Below are 17,062 nucleotides of genomic sequence, written 5' to 3'. Positions count from 1 at the left end.
TCACTGATCTTTTTTGGAGGATTCAGTATGGGCAATCAGTTCCGCGAGAAGCTTTTCGCGGGCGTCGTCGTCTCCGAGCACGCCCTGGATCGCCTTGCGGAAGGCTGGGACGTTGCCGAGCGGACCCTTCAGCGCAACCAGTGCTTCACGCAGCTCAAGAAGCTTCTTGAGTTCCGGCGTTTGGCGGGCGATCGCTTCCGGCGTGAAATCGTTAAGGTTGTCGAATTTCAGCGAGACGGTCATCTGGCCTTCTTCGCTGCTCTCGTCCACGAGCTTGTTGTCGACGGACATATCGAGCGACAGATTGTGGCTCTTCATGACCTCGTTGAAGTTTTCCTTGTTCACATTGATCAAGGAACGATCTTCGACCGGCGTGTCATCGGCGCGCATCGTATAGTCTGCGAGGAATACCATCTTCAGCGGAAGTTCGACTTCTTCCTTCGCATCGCCGGTGGCTGGTTTGTAGCGGATATTGACGCGCTCTTTCGGCGCAACAGACGATTCGTTCGCCATCACCTAATCCCAATCCATGCCTGTCTCGAGGCATATGAAAACAAACATTAAGTATAGATGCCGGGGCGCCGAAGCTTGCCGGTCAGTATAGTGCGTATTGCGTAGCCCGAAATGAGGCCTTGGGGATAATGACTGATTGAAATGTCAGTTTTACAACGCTTTTGTCACGGCAATGAAAAACGTGCCGCCATGACCATATCGAGGCCTGCGAGTGTCGAGACGATCGCGCTCTTCCTTTCCAGCAACTCGCCCTCATCGAAGAAGCGTTTCGCATTCTTGTGGTCGAGCGCTCGCCAGGACAAATTGGCGAGTGCTGCCGCCAATTGCGGTTCCCAATGCGCAAGGCCGCTCTTTTCGGCGACGGTTTCAAGCTTAACCACAAGCGCTAGAAGAGGCTGCAGCAGATCGAAACGCAGGCAATATTCGCCGACTTCGAGCCGGGCAAGGAAGCGGTCGCGCTCGCCATGCCGCCCTTGCGCAAAATCTGCCAGAAGCTTCAGGCCCAGAAGGATCTGGCCCTGCTGTGCGAGCTTGGTGGCCTCTGCCTTCGCGATATCAATGTCGGAACCCGATGCACTCGCACCGTCGCCGGCCTCGACCTCCCCGGCAATCCAGGCGATGGTTTCGGCGCTGGCAAATGGCGTGCCGTCGCTGAACGAGAGCTGCGGGAGACCCGGCACTCTCTTCAAGAACAGCGCAAGTTCGCCGATGACCGCGACGCGCGCCTGATCATATTGGGCGCCAAGCGCCTGCATCGATTGCGCGATCATATATTGCGCATCGAGCCAGAAGGGCGACGAAAAGAATGCGCTCTCGGCCGACATCAGCAAATCCTGGTGGTTTCCGGCAGCTTGCAAGGCCTTGATTTCGGCAAGCCGGTTCGGCTGCGGCGGCGGCAACGCCGTCTTTCCGGCTCTCTCGGGCGGGAGTCGGTCGATCTCACCCCAGATGGCAAGGCGAGCGCTGAGATAGACGCGGGCATCGGCCGGCGCCTCCTGCCGAACCGCGGTCGCGATGCGCGCAGCGGTGCTGAAGAGCGTTTGCAATGCTTTTTCCGCGCCTTCGCCGACACCTATCTCTGGCACGGCCGGCATGGCGACCACGGCGGCGGAAGAAGCGGGCGACGGCCGGGACGGTGGTGGGGGCGCAACAGCCACCGCCGGCGCCGGAGGCGGCGTTTCGGCTGGGGTGGAGGGTTGCGGCGCATCAACGGGTGCAGCGACGGAAGGCGGCTCAGCCGCAGCCCTTTCCGCCTCGGCTTCGCGCGCAGCCTGGGCTTCGATGGACTGCCGCGCCTCCCGGCTATGCGGACGCAGGGCGCGCACGAGCGGTCCCATCGCCACTGGATATTTCTTCAGTTTTTCTGAAAGAAGCGTGTCGAGCTCGACAAGGCGGTCATATGCAACCAGAGCAAAAACCTTCCTGTCTTCGGCGGGCGGCTCACTTTCGACGGTGGTCGCCAGCTTTTCCGCCATCCAATCGAGCGTCCCTGCCCTTCCGCGTTCGCGGCTGAGCGGAGGAAACATGCCCTCCCAATGATCCGCCACCATACCGCGCAAGATGCTGATCCCGACCGCCATGCCGCGATAGCCTTCCTCGCGATACAGTCCGTAGACGAGCCGGGAGGCCAGGACGAGATCCTTCGAACGGCCCTGCAGAATTTCCAGCGTCTTTCCGTTCAAAAGCTTCCAGTCGACCGCAGTCGGACCGCCCGTTTCGATCTTGCGGAATTCCGTTTCCAGAATTTCGAATTCCGGTTCGCCGCGCAGATCCTCGCCGGAGGGCGTCGGCTCGATCGGAAGAGCGCCGATGTCGGCGCGAGAATCATCGAGAAGAAGAGCAAGATCGATGTCCGTCATAAATATCTCCGGCTGCCAACCGGGAAACGGCGACAGGCGCTGATGAAAAGGAAGATTGCGGCAATGAAGCAAAACGAAACAACGTCATAGTCGTGTAAATTGTAACTTCTATGAAGTGGCATTCGAAGCGCTTCATCCGCCTGCGACGGCGTACGCGCGGAGTATCACGACGGGCGTAGATCAACGGGAAGGCACTGGTGAATGCTTGAGCTGGCGGATTCTTTCGAGAACGGCGCGACGATCGTCCATGCGTCGGGAAAGCTCGACACATTGACGGCCAAATCCTTCGAGACGCATCTGAGGGCGCATGTCGAGACGGGCAGCGGCCCGCTTCTCGTCGACATGCAGGCAATAGACTATGTCAGCAGTTTCGGCCTGCGTTCACTGCTCATTATCGCCAAACAGATGGCGCCCTATGGCAGAAAATTCATATTGTTTTCACCCAATACGTCGGTGCTCGAGGTTCTCCGCGTCTCCGGCTTCCTGCGGATCATCTCCGTTGCGGACAGCAAAGCTACAGCCCTTGCGGACATCTCCGAAGCCGCCGTGAGCGACGAGCAACCGAACTAGGCGGGCAAGAGGTACGTCGGAACACGTGACATCGATGACACGCATGATCTGCGAAATATCCGTCGACAATAGGTTGGAGCAGCTGACGGAGATCTACCGTGGTCTCGAATCCTTCGTCGACAGCAACGGTCTATCAGACGATATAAAGAATCGCCTGTTCCTGGTCACGGAAGAATTGTTCACCAATCTCGTCCGTTACGGCTACCAGGACGGCGTCGGCGACCTCATCGTCATAACGGCGGAGCGACTAGGGGCGGACGTCCGGCTGACGATACGAGACCACGCGGCAGCCTTCGACCTAACGCAGCCGCCGAAAGCACCGTCTTCCGACGCGGATATTGAAAGCATGGAGATCGGCGGCCTTGGACTGTTCCTCGTCCATGAATTCGCACGGTCCGTAGAGAGCCGAAGGGAAGGCTCCGCCAACATCACCGAACTGGTGCTGCCCTTGTAGGTAAGGCTCAATTTCTTTATTTTTCTGCAATTTCGGACGGGAAGATCGCTGGCCGCTTCTCCGGGAATTCCCCTAGAACTCGACGCGCAGAAACGAAAAATCGTCGGGAAGCGTTTCGCTTCCGTTGATCGCACGCGCCCAGGCGAGAACGGCCGCCGGCTCATCACCACCCGGCTTCCGCGTAAAATCGAGAATATCCTGGAAGGTTAGAGGTTCACTGCCGTCGGTCCCGATTTCATAAGTCCCGTCGCTCAGCACCAGCAGACGGTCGCCCGGCTGCACGAGGACGGTCGATGCATCATAGTCCAGATCGGCGATCGCGCCGATCGCCATGCCGCCGCTGCCGATTAGGAGATCGGTGCTGACGGAACCATCCGGCATTTCATGGAGCAGGATCGCAGGCGGATGCCCGCCGCTTGAAAAGACAAGCTGTCCGGTCGATCGCTGATACACGCCGTACCAGATGGTGAAGAACATATTGTTCTGCTTTTCCATCGGAAAGGCCGCGTTCAAACCGGCAAGCACCGCCGACGGATCGCGAAAATCGGCATTGGGAAGAGCCGAGGCTCTCAGGACATTGATGACGGATGCGGACAAGAGCGCGGCGCCGACACCGTGACCGCAGACATCGAGCAGATAAATGGCAAAATGATCCGCATCGATATCGTGATATCCAAAGGAATCGCCGCCAAGCTCCGTCGAAGGAACGAGCATCCAGTCGGCGCGCGGGCCGCTTTGCCGCGGCTGTGGCAACAGCGACAGGACATAACGCAGCGCATCGTTCAATTCTTCTTCCAGGCGCGCCTGGACGCGCTGAAGCAGCATGTTGCTCTCGGCAAGCTGATCCTCCACCGCTTCGCCGTGCTCGATCGTCGCCTCGTAGAGCAACTTGAGGTCCTTATTCTCGGCACGAAGCGCCTCAACTTCCGCAAGCAGCCGCGCCATGGCGTCCCCGCTGCCGGCGGTTGCGAGGGGGCGTTCGTCATCGATCGTGCTGGTAGAAGCCTGGTTATCTTGCATAGCGGATTGAACGGGCCAAAAGGTGGTTTCGAGGTGTCATAATAAACACGCCATGTGACATAATACTGTCAACCGCCGTCTATAGTTTAGCCATCAGAGAAAAGATCTGCCGTATGTCTTCGACACGGCAATTACTAGATTCCTAATATACTTGCTCCCGCTTTTTCAGGACTTTCTGGCATATTTTTCAATCCTGGTTTTGGATAATGAATATAGCAGCCTTTCCGCACGACACGTCTTCCACCGCCAAATTTCAATCGCTCATCGAAGTCGATATGGAGATTGACGTATTCGGTTCGAATTGGAGCCATTGCGATCGTCTTTCCTCCTATGTGGCGCGCATGATCAGCCACAACCGCACCGACTCGCTGCTCTATTCCAACCTTTTCTCCTCCGCTCTGAACGAACTTCTCGAGACTATCTTTCGCACACACGAGGGATCGGGAAAATTCAGCTGCTCCGTGCGTCGAAATGGCGCGGTCGATCGCGTCGAACTTATCCTTCCCTGCAGCCGCGGCCAGGCGGGCTTCTATCGCGACACCGTCGAGCTCGCGAGGGGGCCGGACGCGACGGAGAAATACAGAGAGATGCTCTTTTCATCGGATGTGGTCGATACCCGCATCGGCCTGTTCGAACTCGCCGTCGATTATTCGGCCGATATTTCCGTCGAAACCGACGGCAGCGACACCATCAAATTGATCGCCGAGCTGGCGCTGGAAGATGCGGTAAATTGATGTCCGAAGCAGCAAGCAGCACATACAAGGTCCGTTTCGACGAGAACAATCAGGAGTTCTCGATCATCGGCTCGATGCGTCCGCAATATGTCGAGGAACTCGATTCCTGCATTCGCTTGATGGAAACCTCGATCGCCAAGGTCAAGGGTACAGTCTACGTCAACGTCAAGCGCCTCGTCCGCCTCAACAATCTTGCCTTCCATGTGCTGGCGAACCTTCTGGTGAAGGCCTGCGCGGAAAGGCCGGATCTGAAAATTTCCGTCATCACCTCGAGCGTCGTGGGCTGGTCCACCCGTAAGTTCAGCGCGCTCCGCGAAATCAGTCCCAATATCGTCATCGAGCAATACGACAGCGCGTTCTATCCGGGACAGACCTTCCTGGAAGAGGGCGGGTTCATTCCCGTCCTGCGGACGCAGACGAAAATGACCTGGCAGCACGAAAAGGCGATCCTGCCGCAGCATGGCATGCGCGAGGGGCTGACGATCGCCGATATCTGCTGCGGCATCGGTGATTTCGCGGTGTTGCTGCATAAGGAATTCCAGCCGGCTCGGCTTGTCGCGCTCGACCATTCGAAATCAAGCCTTGCCTACGCCCGCAAGGTCGCTGCCGATTTCGGCATACAGGGCATCGAATATATCTATGGCGACGCATCCGAGATGCTGCTCGACGAAGGTCAATTCGATTTCGTCACCTGCCGTCATTCCTTGCAGGTCTTCGACCGGCCGGAACTGATCCTGCGGGAGCTCTATCGCATCTGCAAACCCGGCGGCCGCGTCTACATCACCAATGAGAAGAACTCCCATTGCCTGGGCGAGCCGCGCGCAGAGTCCATCCAATGGACATATAACGAAGTCGCCAAGCTCTGGGCGCATTTCAACATGGATATCGAGCTCGGTCCGAAAAGCCGCCGCTATATGACGGAAGCCGGCTTCGAGGACATCCGCATCGAATCCTTCATGGTCACCAATCTCGATGGCGATCCGCAGAATTTCGCCGACATCATCCAGTCGTGGGAAGATGTCTATGCCGGCCAGATGTCGGTTCAACGTGGTGACAGCGCCGAATTCAACGAGAAATTCCGGCGCGGCTTTCAGGATCACATCTTTGCGGCGCTTCATCCCAAAGGCTATGCCGGCTGGCCGGTCTGGGTCGCATCGGGGCGCAAGCCACAATGACAATGGTTGATAACGCCATCGCGCAACCACCGGCCGTCGGCCGCTTTTCCCGTCGCAGTTTTCGCGCAAAGTTCATCCTCGTCGTCGGCGCCGCGGTGCTCTTCGATCTGATACTGGGTGGCGGGATTGCCATCTGGAACGTGCAGCGGCTTTCCCACAATGCCACGCAGCAGGTGGGCGAAGGCCTGACAGAGGCGAGCGAAGAATATCTGCGGACCTATATCAATACGACGGCCGAGCGCGCCGATCTGCTGCTGGATCAGGTGCATTCGGAAGTGGAATCCCTTGCGAATTCGATGCAGGGGCTGATCGACAATCCCGATCTGCGCCAGGGCCTCGGAACGACGATCGAGGCCAATTCGCAGTTGCGGGACGATCTCGTTTATGACGCAGCTGGAAACTGGGCGCAGAATACCGGCGGTGCGTCTGTTATCAGCGTATGGAGCTATCTGCTCGGCCCGGACAAGAAGCCTCTGCCGGAGGTCGATGCGCTCGTCCGGCAGAGTGCCGCCTTCAATCTCTTCGCACCTGGCCTGCTTGCGACCGGGGCGCCGAAGCTGCAGATGTATTACGTCGGGCCGAAGGATCGGCCGATCATGCGGACAACACCCTATTCGCAGCAGGCGCAGACCTTCGACAAACTCTATCCCGGTCATAACAATATGAATTTCTGGGATTTCTTCTTTCCCGGAGTGTACGAGGGCTGGCAGAACTGGATCAAGAATCCGTCGTCGCGCAATGTTACCTCCTACATCACCACGACCGCGCCATACATCGACGCAATCACCGGCAAGCTGATCGTCAGCTTTTTCCACCCGCTTTGGACGAAGGATCGCAGCGACGTCGCCGGGATGACCGCAGCCGACATCACGCTCGACCAACTTGCCGGTGTCGTACAGAGCGTCAACATCGCAAGGACTGGCTTTGGCTTCCTGGCGATGTCGAACGGCAACGTCATCGCCACCAGCAAGGCCGGCGAGGAGATTCTTGGGCTGAAGTCGAGCGATGTCGGTGGGCAGGGCGTCACCGGCATCAACCGCTCGCTGCGCACCAGCTCCCAACCCGCCATCGCTTCCCTGCAGCTGCCGCAGGATCAGGGCACGACGATCAAGCACATCTTCCTCAACCGCGACGGCGAGGATGTCCCCTACCTGGTCGTGTTGAAGCAGTTGCGGCCCGCCAATCTTTGGGACGGCAAGAGTATCGTTCAAGAAACTATGTCGCTCGGCTTCGTGGTATCCGAGCGCGAAATCTATCACGCGCTGATCGCCGCTCAGGACAACATATCGAAAGCGACCTCCCGTATCGTCGATTATCAGCTGCTGGCGGTTCTGGTCAGTCTGATCATCGTGCTGCTGGCCGTCTTTGCCATTTCCGGCCGTATCACTGCCGGTCTTAGTGCCCTGACCGATGCCGCGAGACGGCTGCAGAACAAGGATTATAGTGTACGCGTCAAGGTGCAGACCCGTGATGAAATCGCAGAGGTCGGACATGCCTTCAACCGCATGGCCGAGGAGATCAGCTTCCATACCGAGAACCTTGAGAAGCTGGTCGACGAGCGAACGCGCGAGCTCGAAGATGCCAATGAGGAGATCACCACCCTCAACGAGCGGCTGAGAAGCGAAAATGTCCGTCTCGGTGCGGAACTCGACATTGCGCGCCACATTCAGATGATGGTTCTGCCCAAGGCCAACGAACTGAACGATATCCAGCAGATCGAGATTGCTGGTTATATGGCGCCGGCTGACGAAGTGGGCGGCGACTATTACGACGTGCTGCACGAAAGCGGCCGCGTCAAGGTCGGTATCGGCGACGTCACCGGCCATGGTCTCGAAAGCGGCGTGCTGATGCTCATGGTTCAGTCGGTCGCCCGCGCCCTTCAGGAAAAGGGTAGCGACGATCCGAAGATGTTCCTCGAAGTTCTGAACCGCGCCATCTACAAGAATATCGAACGGACGAACTCCGACAAGCACCTGACGCTCGCCTTCCTTGACTATCACGACCAGAACGTGACGCTCTCGGGCCAGCATGAGGACGTTCTCGTCATTCGCCGTGATGGTGCGATGGAGCGGATCGATACCGGCGATCTTGGGTTCCCGGTCGGCCTGGAGAGCGATATCTCCGCCTTCGTCGCCACCCGCAACCTGCCCTTCGCAAGCGGCGACATTATCATATTGCATACGGACGGCGTGACGGAGGCAGAAAGCCCCAGCGGCGAGCTTTTCGGGTTCGACCGGCTTTGCGCCAGTGCGCACGACTACCGCTCGGGCGGTGCAGACGAGATCGTTCGCGGCATCATCGCGGATCTGATGGCGCATATCGGCACACAGAAAATTCACGATGACATCACGCTCGTAGTTATGAGGCATCGCTAGGCATGATCCAGCAATTCGGACACACCGATTCTTCGAACGGAGCAGCGGCCGATCTCGGTAAGCTCCGCCTTTCGGAAGGCTCGCTTGATATCAGCTGGCACCATTGCAGCACGACCGCCGATTTTCTCGGCGATTTCTTTGCCGTCCAGGCGAAGGTCGGTGATCCGGAACTTAACGAGATTCGTCATGCGATCGGCTATCTCGTCAATGAACTTCTCGAGAATGCCGTGAAATTCCGCGCACCCGGCGATATCGAGATCGAGGCCTCTTTCGAGGACGGCAATTTCGAACTGCGCGTCTTCAACCTGATCGCGGAAGAGACCGCCCTGCGTTTCCAGAGACTATTGTCGGAAATCACGGCTCGCGACGCAGGGGAACTTCTGATAGAGCGGATCGAACAGAATGCAGCCGATCCTTCATCGAGCGGATCCGGCCTTGGCCTGCTGACATTGATGAGTGATTACGGTGCGCGTCTGGGGTGGAAATTCATACATGACGAGAGAGCCGGGCCAGTAGAGCTGCAAACCTATGCCGCGCTTTCCCTCTCATGAGACGCTGATAAACTGAGAAACGGTTATCGAAAATGGAAATTAAAACCAAAGAATATCGCGTGTGGCGGGAAGAAGCGACGATCCACTATGAGGGAACGATGCGTCTTTCCGGGACGGAGGCCTATGCGCCCATTCTCGAGCTGATGGACGATGTGTTGAAATCGAAGCCGGAAACGATCGTTCTCGACGTGACGGAGCTCGAATTCCTCAATAGTTCCGGCATCAATCTTCTGGCGAAATTTACCATCGAGGTTCGCAATCGGCCTGATGTCGGCATGGCGGTCAGGGGATCGACTCGGATTCCGTGGCAATCGAAGTCCCTGCCAAACCTGAAGAAGCTTTATCCGGCCGTCGAACTGACGATCAACTAAACTAAACAGTCTGGCGCCGCCAAGACCTGAAGCAGCAGTCGCTGGGAGAAAGACGTGGCGGAGCCGGATGGACAAAGTGCGCTGAAGAGCCTCGCAGCGGTATGCGAGGCGATTGCGCATGCCAGCTTCGACGATGCGGATCTGCTCTTCAACATCGTCGCCGACGAGACAGTTTCCGAAGATATCCGCAACCTCGCGGAGACGTTTGTCAGCATGATGGTGCAGGTCGAGGCGCGCGAGTTTCATGCCAGTCAGTTAATCGCGGATCTCAAGGAAACGCAGCGTCAGCTCGAGGCGGCACAGCAGCAGCTGCAGCGTGAAAATACCAATCTCAAGCAGCGCTTGAAAAAGCTCGATGTCCATTTCGATGAGACGCAGGCCGATCTCGAAATCAAGGAAATCGTCGAGACCGAATATTTCCGCGAGCTGCAGCAACGGGCGAAATCGCTGCGGTCGAAATTCAAACACCAGGCCGACGGCGAGGTCCCGTGACCAAGATCATCTCGACCCACTCCTATCGCGGCGGCACCGGCAAATCGAACCTCACCGCCAATCTCGCCGCGGGCCTTGCTCTGCGCGGCTATCGCGTCGGCGTCATCGACACCGACATCCAGTCTCCGGGCATCCATACGCTTTTCAAGGTCGATCCGCACAACCTCCGATTCACGCTCAATGACTATCTCTGGGGCCGCTGCGGCGTGACAGAGACTGCGCTCGACGTGACCTCAGGAATCGTCGATGAAAACGGCATGGTCGTGGTGCCTGACGGCGGGCGTGCTTTCCTCGTTCCGTCGAGCATCAAGACCGGCGAAATCGCACGCATCCTGAAAGAAAAATACGATGTCGAGGACCTGAACACCGGCTTTCAGAACCTCTGCGTCGAGCTGAAACTCGACTATTTGCTGATCGACACGCACCCCGGAGTCAACGAGGAAACGCTGCTGTCGATCGCAATTTCGGACACGCTGATGCTACTGCTGCGTCCGGATATCCAGGACTATCAGGGAACGGCCGTAACTTTGGAACTCGCACGCAAATTGGAGGTGCCGCAGCTGCTTCTCGTGGTCAACAAGGCGCTGGAAAGCTTCGATTTCCAGGACTTGTCGCAACGCATCTTCTCGAGCTACCGCACGCCGGTTGCGGCCGTGCTGCCGCTGTCGACTGACCTGGTGCGCATCGGCAGCACTGGTCTCGTCAGAACGCTGTCTCCTGACCATGCCTTTTCGGCGGGTGTGGAAGCGATCCTCGATCTCGTCGAGGGCTGAAGCAATTCCAGGAAAAGTGCGGTTTTCCGTCCGGAATGCGTAAAAACAAAGGGATAGAGCGGTTCTGAGATCCCGTGAAAAACTGAACCGCTCTGACACAGCGGTCAGGTCTCGAAGAGGCCGTGAACGAATTCGTCGACCGAACCGATGCGCTCTTCCCTCTCGAAGCGAAGAGCCCCGGCGATCACCGCCCAGGCGGCGGGATCGAGATCGGTAATCGCCTCCGGTTCGATCTTTTGGGCTGCCACCTGATTGGACGGTTGCATGAGGAAAGGATGAACGCCCGTCAGCAGTTGATAGGCAATGCAGCCAAGCGCGAAAATATCGTCGCGCGGATCGCGGATCGCGCCGTCGAACATTTCAGGGCTGGCATAGGATGTCGTCAGCGCGTTCAGCGACTGGACATCGAAACCGTCCGATGAACCGGCGGTCGCAAGACCGAAATCGAGCAGTTTCACGCTATTGTCATCGCCGACGAAGATATTTCCCGGTTTCAGATCGGAATGCACGACGCCGTTCTGATGCGCGTAGGCAAGCCCGGCGCAGATGCCTTTCAAAATCGAAACAATCTTGCCGCCCGGCATCGGCTCTCCAGCCGCGGTTGCCAGAACTCGGTTCAGCGGCCTGCCGGTCAGCAATTCCATGACGATGAATATTTCCGACCGATCACGGTCGAAATCATAGACTGTGGCGATGTTCGGATGGGCAAGGCTTTGCGCCTTGCGGGCCTCGGCCTCGAGCACCCGCAGACTATCGGAATTGTTGCGGAACTCGTCATTGAGAAGCTTGAGCGCCACGTAGGGAGCACCGGCTCCGGCCTCTAGACGCCGCCGGTCGACCGCCGAATAGACGATACCCATGCCGCCCCGACCGATTTCCGCATCAAGGATGAAGCGGTCGCGCAGGATGGCGCCGACGCCGGCGCGCTGTCCGTTGAAACCATCGATCTTGCCGAGTTCGAGACCGTCCCGTGCATTGCCGCTGACGGCGCGGCGCGCATCGGAGCGGAACCTGGCGCTTTTGTAGTTGACGAGAAGCCCGTCCAGGGCGTCCGGTCGGCCGGTGGCCCTGGAGGCAGCATCGGCCGACTGCCAGTCCTGACGAAGGCCGCGATAGTCCTTGACCAGGGCGGACAGGACGACATCGTCGACCTTGCTTTGCACATCGCTATATTGCGGTGGCGCTGCCCCATCACCGGCCAGGCTCGTGTAAGACGGCGGCAGCGGGGGAATTTTTTCCGAAGGTTGCCTCAGCGGGTTTGCCGTCGGTTTTGCCGGCGATTCAGCCTGCCGGAGCAGCGGCACCGTTGGCTCGTCGAACAAATCCTCATTTGCGACAGGCGCTGCAGTCGCGTCCTTGCCCTCTTCCGGATCTTTCCGCTGCTCTGCAGCCGCTGCCGGCAAAAGTTTCAGGAGAATATCGGCAATGTCGAGAGGAAGCGTGCCTACCGTCGCCGCATTGGAGATCGCGTCCTGCACCCTTGCCGCGCCCGCCTCGCCACCGCCGATTTCAGCGGCCAGACGGCCGACGAGGCCGTCATAGGTCAGCTTCCCGGTGATGAACATCCTGATCGCCCCATCCGCATCTTCGGCGGGAGGTTCGCTGCGATCACCTCTTTTGCCCAGCAAGAATTTCAGCTTTCAATACTCTCGAGGTCGATGCGTGATACGGAGCCTGGGCGACGAATGTCATAGCGTTGGAGCTTCTCGACTATCGTGCGTCGGCTGACATTGAGATTGCGCGCGGCGCGGCTTTGATTCCAGTTCACTTCCCGCAATTTCGCTTCGATAACGAGAGCCTCGTATTGGCCGACGATCGATTTCAGGTCACCGTCGGGAATCGTGCTCGACATTTCCACTGCCGGCTTTCCAGACATGCCGGTCAACTCGGCCGGAAGATGGCTGCGACCGATCTGCTGGCCGTCATCGACGAGCAGCACGGCCCGCTCCAGGATATTGCGCAGCTCGCGCACATTACCGGGATAGCTCCAGCACATCAGAGAATCCAACGCCTCGGCCGAGAGCTGCGGCGCCTGACGTCCGATATTGCCGGCGGCGATCGCCAGGAAATGATTGACCAGCTTCGGGATGTCAGACGGTCGTTCGCGCAGCGGCGGAACGACGATCGGAAACACATTGAGGCGATAGAAGAGATCCTTGCGGAACTCGCCACGCTCGATCTTCTCCTCGAGATTGGCGTTGGTGGCGGCGACGATGCGGACATCAACATATTCGGCCTTCGTCGAACCGACGCGCCGCACCTCGCCCTCCTGCAGCAGGCGCAAAACCTTGGCCTGCAGGCTGAGCGGCATGTCGCCGATCTCGTCGAGAAACAGCGTTCCCTGGTGCGCCTCATGGGCAAGACCGGACTTATTGGCAACAGCGCCGGTGAAGGCGCCCTTGACGTAACCGAACAGCTCGCTTTCCAACAGGCTCTCCGGCAAAGCAGCGCAATTCTGCGCCACGAAGGGCTTGCCGCTGCGCTCGCTCGAGGAATGGATGAAATTCGCCATCATCTCTTTGCCGGTGCCCGTCTCGCCGCGCAGCAGAATGGGCACGGCGGAGCAAGCGGCGCGCGCAATCAAGCCATAGGCGCGCTCGATCGGCGGACTGTCGCCGACAATGCCCTTGGGCTTGACGACCTTGCGCGCCACCTTGTTGAGCAGGCGGCTATTTTCCTGGAGCAATTCCTCATTCTGCCGGCCGAGCTGTCGGATCAGACGCTGGTTTTCCTCTAGCAAGCGGGTGTTCCAGATGGCGACTGCGGCATGAGCGGCAAAGCTCTGCAACGGCCGCAGCAGGAAATCCGGAAGCGCGCCGACGGTTCCCGTCACCTTATCGCGGACATTGACGAGCTGCAGAATGCCGATCGTCTGGTCGCCATGAATGAGCGGCGCGATGACGAGGGAGGATGTCTGGAAGCCGATCGCCTTGTCCATCTGCCGGATGTTCGAGAAATCATAGCCGGCGGCACTGTTGATATCGGCGAGATTGACGGCCGTCGCCGTCGAAACGGCGAAGGCAGCGGGTTCCTGCAGATTGAGCTGGAGTGATTTCCCATAGATCGCGATGCGCGCTTCCGACTGCGATCCCTCGGTGAGGCCACGATAATTGAAAGAAACGCGGTGCAGGTGCCGAGCGAGCCGATCCAGCGTGAAGATCGCCGCACCTTCGGCATTCGACAGCCGCATGGCTGCCTCGACAACACGTGCCATCAAGGTCTCGATACGCCGCTCGCTCGAGAGCGCAATCGTCAGATCCATAAGGTCTTCATAGATCGTGCGATTGCTCATCTTCACGACCTTGGACCTTTCCTCTCTCGGCAAGCGTTGATCCAGCGCCATCGCAGCCCCTCGCCGCTCCTGCACCGGCAACTAAGACAGGAGGTAAGCGAAGCCTCCCGTTTCGGCGAGTTCGACGCTCACCTTGTCATGGTTCTTGCCCTCTTCGCCAAGATTGCTGAGCAGCTCGGTTGCGAGCTGCGGCAGGAGCGTGCGATTGATGATGTGATCGATATTGCGAGCGCCGGTTTCGACTTCCGTGCAGCGGGCAGCGATGGCGTTGACGACTTCGTCGGAATAGGAGAACGCCATCTTCTGGTTTTCGCGCAAACGCTTGCCGACCTTGTTGAGCTTCAGCCTGACGATCTTTTCGAGCGGTTCGCCAATCAACGGGTAGAAGGGCACGATCTGCATGCGGGCGAGCAAGGCCGGTTTGAAATGGGCGCTGAGCGTCGGACGGATCGCTTCAACCAGTTCCTCGACGCTCGGCTTTACGCCGCGCGTGCCGAGTTCGGTGAGGATGTCGGTTGCGAGATTGCTCGTCAGCACAATGATGGTGTTCTTGAAATCGACCAGGCGACCTTCGCCGTCGGACAACATGCCCTTGTCGAAGACCTGGTAGAAAAGGTTCATCACCTCAAGATCGGCCTTCTCGACCTCGTCGAGCAGCACGACCGAGTAAGGACGCTGGCGCACCGCTTCCGTCAGCACGCCGCCTTCGCCATAACCGACATAGCCGGGAGGTGAGCCGACGAGCTTGGAAACCGTGTGCTTTTCCTGGAATTCCGACATGTTGATCGAGATCAGGAAGCGCTCGCCGCCGAAAAGCTGATCGGCTATCGCGGTCGCAAGCTCGGTCTTGCCGACGCCGGACGGGCCAACGAAAAGGAAGACGCCCATCGGCGCATCCGGATTCTGCACGCCGGCCTTGGCGACGCGCACACCATGGTCGATCGCCTCGATTGCCTGATCCTGACCGATCACGCGCTGGCCGAGATTTTCAGCAAGCGTCAGAATCGACTTGGCCTCGTCGCGAACCATGTTGCCTAGCGGGATACCGGTCCAGTCGGCGATCACCTGACCGACGGCTTCGGCTGTCACTTCGAAGGAGACCAGCGGATTGCCGCGCTGCAGCTGCTTGAGCTTGGCGGAAGCCTCCTGGAATTCGTTCTTCAATGCATCCGCATCAACGGCGGCGTCTGTGGTTTCGCCGCCGTCCTCGGCCGGCTTCACCGCCTTATCGCCTTCCAGCGACAGGCCGAGCTGACTGCGGATTTCGAGGATGCGATGCACGAGCTCGATTTCCGCGTTGCGCTTGGCAATCAGCTCGGCAGCCTCAGTTTCGAGGGTTGCGATATCAGCCTCGATTTCGGCAATGCGCGGATCGGTATCGCCGAGATTGGAGTGATGATCGCGCAGCAGCGCTTCGAGCGCACGTTTCTGCTCGGCGATGCGCTTCTGCTTGAGCTCGATGACGGAAGGCGTCGAGGAAAGTGACAATTTGACCCGGGCACAGGCGGTATCCAGAACGTCAACCGCCTTGTCGGGCAATTGCCGGCCAGAGATGTAGCGAGCGGAGAGCTTGGCCGCAGCTTCGACGGCGCCGTCGCGAATATAGATGCCGTGCGCCTTCTCATATGCCCCGCGTAGGCCGCGCATGATGGTGACCGCCTGTTCCGGGCTCGGCTCATCGAGCTTGACGAGCTGGAAGCGGCGGGCAAGAGCCGGGTCCTTTTCGAAATACTTCTTGTATTCGCTCCAGGTCGTGGCGGCGATGGTGCGCAGCTCGCCACGGGCAAGCGCGGGCTTTAGGAGGTTTGCAGCATCGGCGCCCCCGGCCGCGCCGCCGGCGCCGATCAGCATGTGGGCTTCATCGATAAACAGAATGATCGGCTTCGGCGAGGCCTTGACCTCGTCGATGATCGCCTTGAGGCGGCTTTCGAATTCACCTTTCACACCGGCTCCGGCCTGCAGCATGCCGAGATCGAGGCCGATGAGTTCGACATCCCTGAGGAAATCCGGGACATCGCCCTCAGAAATCTTCAAGGCTAGGCCCTCAACGACGGCCGTCTTGCCGACGCCCGGATCGCCGACGCAAATCGGATTGTTCTTGCGGCGGCGGCCGAGGATGTCGATCATCTGCTGGATTTCGAGATCGCGGCAGAAGACCGCATCGATCTTGCCAGCGCGCGCCTGGCTGGTGAAATTGGTGCAGAATTTGCCGAGCGCACTGCCGGGATCGGTTCCCGCCGCAGCGCTGCTGGCAGCGGCGGCTTCGCCGCGGCTTGCGGCAGCAGCCTCACTCTCCTGCGAGCCGTCGACGGCGGCAGCAAATTCCTTCTTCAGACGTTCGAACGAAATGGAACCGAGAACGGACAGCCACCGATCGTCGCCAAAGCGATTGGGACGGGCAAAGACAGTCGCAAAGAGACTGCCGGAACGGACCTGATCAAGCCCCAGCTCGACGGAACTTACCAGCCACGCGTCGGTCAGCCATTCAACCAGAAGCGGCGAAAAGACCGGGCGGCCCTGGTTGCCGCTGCGGATCGTTTCCAGAACTCCCTGCAGCTTGCGCTTCAGATTTGCCGGATCGACTTCGAAATAGCGGCAGATGGATTGCACATCATGCTGCGTGTCCTCGATGAAGACGAGCAGAAGGTGCTCGATCGAGACTTCATAGTGGCCACGGGAAACCGCAAGGCCAGCGGCAGATTCCAGAGCACGGCGGCAATAGGTGTCAAGGCGCCCGATCAGGCGACGAAGGTCCAAGTCAACCACCGAAATATATCCTTGTTCGCGTCGCAGAAAAAACGACGCCTGAAAAGTCTCAATTGAAAATACTATCGAGGTATCGCTAGCGCGCCGATGTAACAGGAATTTTTCAACTGTCACGAA

Annotated in this window: 15 protein-coding genes; 9 read left to right on the top strand and 6 right to left on the bottom strand. The window is 58.7% G+C overall.

The genetic code is table 11. The annotated features are described in order from the left end of the window. Together tssB and tssA are read right to left on the bottom strand one after the other, a co-directional pair. Entirely contained in the window at positions 1–513 is a 513-nt protein-coding gene (tssB, locus tag CCGE525_RS23870) for a type VI secretion system contractile sheath small subunit (protein WP_120706842.1), read from the bottom strand. Positions 514–677: 164 nt separating this feature from the next. Continuing rightward, positions 678–2,372: a type VI secretion system protein TssA gene (tssA, locus tag CCGE525_RS23865; protein ID WP_120706841.1), complete on the bottom strand. Its 1,695-nt coding sequence runs from the start codon at positions 2,370–2,372 to the stop codon at positions 678–680. A 201-nt stretch (positions 2,373–2,573) separates the two neighbouring features. On the opposite strand from tssA, the gene CCGE525_RS23860 reads away from it, so the two are divergent. Both CCGE525_RS23860 and CCGE525_RS23855 read left to right on the top strand, forming a co-directional pair. Continuing rightward, positions 2,574–2,942, top strand: a complete 369-nt coding sequence (locus tag CCGE525_RS23860; protein WP_120706840.1) for an STAS domain-containing protein — start codon at positions 2,574–2,576, stop codon at positions 2,940–2,942. Positions 2,943–2,976: 34 nt separating this feature from the next. Beyond that, positions 2,977–3,396, top strand: coding sequence for an ATP-binding protein (locus CCGE525_RS23855; protein WP_120706839.1), 420 nt, complete (start codon positions 2,977–2,979; stop codon positions 3,394–3,396). A 72-nt stretch (positions 3,397–3,468) separates the two neighbouring features. Here the strand turns inward: CCGE525_RS23855 and CCGE525_RS23850 are convergent, their stop codons facing one another. Further along, positions 3,469–4,416: a PP2C family protein-serine/threonine phosphatase gene (locus CCGE525_RS23850; protein WP_120706838.1), complete on the bottom strand. Its 948-nt coding sequence runs from the start codon at positions 4,414–4,416 to the stop codon at positions 3,469–3,471. Between the two features lie 206 nt (positions 4,417–4,622). Here CCGE525_RS23850 and CCGE525_RS23845 point away from each other — a divergent pair, with 206 nt between their 5' ends. From CCGE525_RS23845 to CCGE525_RS23815, 7 genes are read left to right on the top strand one after another with little or no spacing between them, the layout of a single operon-like run. Further along, the gene (locus tag CCGE525_RS23845; protein WP_120706837.1) at positions 4,623–5,150 is read left to right on the top strand and encodes a ubiquinone biosynthesis methyltransferase UbiE; all 528 of its coding nucleotides are present in this window, start codon (positions 4,623–4,625) and stop codon (positions 5,148–5,150) included. Beyond that, positions 5,147–6,325 carry a methyltransferase domain-containing protein gene (locus CCGE525_RS23840; protein WP_414130399.1) on the top strand — a complete coding sequence of 393 codons (1,179 nt, stop codon included), beginning with the start codon at positions 5,147–5,149 and terminating at the stop codon, positions 6,323–6,325. Before CCGE525_RS23845 ends, CCGE525_RS23840 begins: the two co-directional genes overlap by 4 nt. Then, positions 6,322–8,700, top strand: a complete 2,379-nt coding sequence (locus tag CCGE525_RS23835; protein WP_245472274.1) for a SpoIIE family protein phosphatase — start codon at positions 6,322–6,324, stop codon at positions 8,698–8,700. Before CCGE525_RS23840 ends, CCGE525_RS23835 begins: the two co-directional genes overlap by 4 nt. 2 nt (positions 8,701–8,702) lie before the next feature. Next, positions 8,703–9,251, top strand: coding sequence for a slr1658 superfamily regulator (locus CCGE525_RS23830; protein ID WP_120706834.1), 549 nt, complete (start codon positions 8,703–8,705; stop codon positions 9,249–9,251). A 32-nt stretch (positions 9,252–9,283) separates the two neighbouring features. After that, a complete protein-coding gene (locus tag CCGE525_RS23825; RefSeq protein ID WP_120706833.1) occupies positions 9,284–9,622 on the top strand; it encodes a slr1659 superfamily regulator in 339 nt (112 codons plus the stop codon). Positions 9,623–9,676: 54 nt separating this feature from the next. Continuing rightward, positions 9,677–10,114 (top strand): hypothetical protein, encoded by a 438-nt coding sequence (locus CCGE525_RS23820; protein WP_120706832.1) that lies wholly within the window; start codon positions 9,677–9,679, stop codon positions 10,112–10,114. Then, positions 10,111–10,887 carry a MinD/ParA family ATP-binding protein gene (locus CCGE525_RS23815; protein ID WP_120706831.1) on the top strand — a complete coding sequence of 259 codons (777 nt, stop codon included), beginning with the start codon at positions 10,111–10,113 and terminating at the stop codon, positions 10,885–10,887. Before CCGE525_RS23820 ends, CCGE525_RS23815 begins: the two co-directional genes overlap by 4 nt. A 104-nt stretch (positions 10,888–10,991) precedes the next feature. Here the strand turns inward: CCGE525_RS23815 and CCGE525_RS23810 are convergent, their stop codons facing one another. The 3 genes from CCGE525_RS23810 to tssH form a co-directional block, all read right to left on the bottom strand. Then, positions 10,992–12,452, bottom strand: coding sequence for a serine/threonine-protein kinase (locus tag CCGE525_RS23810; protein WP_120706830.1), 1,461 nt, complete (start codon positions 12,450–12,452; stop codon positions 10,992–10,994). A gap of 68 nt (positions 12,453–12,520) precedes the next feature. Further along, entirely contained in the window at positions 12,521–14,179 is a 1,659-nt protein-coding gene (locus CCGE525_RS23805) for a sigma-54-dependent Fis family transcriptional regulator (RefSeq protein ID WP_162950284.1), read from the bottom strand. A gap of 81 nt (positions 14,180–14,260) precedes the next feature. Then, entirely contained in the window at positions 14,261–16,951 is a 2,691-nt protein-coding gene (gene tssH, locus CCGE525_RS23800; protein ID WP_245472351.1) for a type VI secretion system ATPase TssH, read from the bottom strand. Positions 16,952–17,062: the final 111 nt, after the last annotated feature.

It is taken from the genome of Rhizobium jaguaris, assembly GCF_003627755.1.
Classification (GTDB): Bacteria; Pseudomonadota; Alphaproteobacteria; order Rhizobiales; family Rhizobiaceae; genus Rhizobium; species Rhizobium jaguaris.
The sequence above is the reverse complement of the archived record's forward strand: the minus strand, read 5'-3'. Positions and strand labels throughout refer to the sequence as shown.

Bases quoted from the DNA above. Each gene is read 5' to 3' on its own strand.
- tssB (WP_120706842.1), bottom strand. From the start codon at position 513: ATGGCGAACGAATCGTCTGTTGCGCCGAAAGAGCGCGTCAATATCCGC.
- tssA (WP_120706841.1), bottom strand. From the start codon at position 2,372: ATGACGGACATCGATCTTGCTCTTCTTCTCGATGATTCTCGCGCCGAC.
- CCGE525_RS23860 (WP_120706840.1), top strand. From the start codon at position 2,574: ATGCTTGAGCTGGCGGATTCTTTCGAGAACGGCGCGACGATCGTCCAT.
- CCGE525_RS23855 (WP_120706839.1), top strand. From the start codon at position 2,977: ATGACACGCATGATCTGCGAAATATCCGTCGACAATAGGTTGGAGCAG.
- CCGE525_RS23850 (WP_120706838.1), bottom strand. From the start codon at position 4,416: ATGCAAGATAACCAGGCTTCTACCAGCACGATCGATGACGAACGCCCC.
- CCGE525_RS23845 (WP_120706837.1), top strand. From the start codon at position 4,623: ATGAATATAGCAGCCTTTCCGCACGACACGTCTTCCACCGCCAAATTT.
- CCGE525_RS23835 (WP_245472274.1), top strand. From the start codon at position 6,322: ATGACAATGGTTGATAACGCCATCGCGCAACCACCGGCCGTCGGCCGC.
- CCGE525_RS23830 (WP_120706834.1), top strand. From the start codon at position 8,703: ATGATCCAGCAATTCGGACACACCGATTCTTCGAACGGAGCAGCGGCC.
- CCGE525_RS23825 (WP_120706833.1), top strand. From the start codon at position 9,284: ATGGAAATTAAAACCAAAGAATATCGCGTGTGGCGGGAAGAAGCGACG.
- CCGE525_RS23810 (WP_120706830.1), bottom strand. From the start codon at position 12,452: ATGTTCATCACCGGGAAGCTGACCTATGACGGCCTCGTCGGCCGTCTG.
- CCGE525_RS23805 (WP_162950284.1), bottom strand. From the start codon at position 14,179: ATGAGCAATCGCACGATCTATGAAGACCTTATGGATCTGACGATTGCG.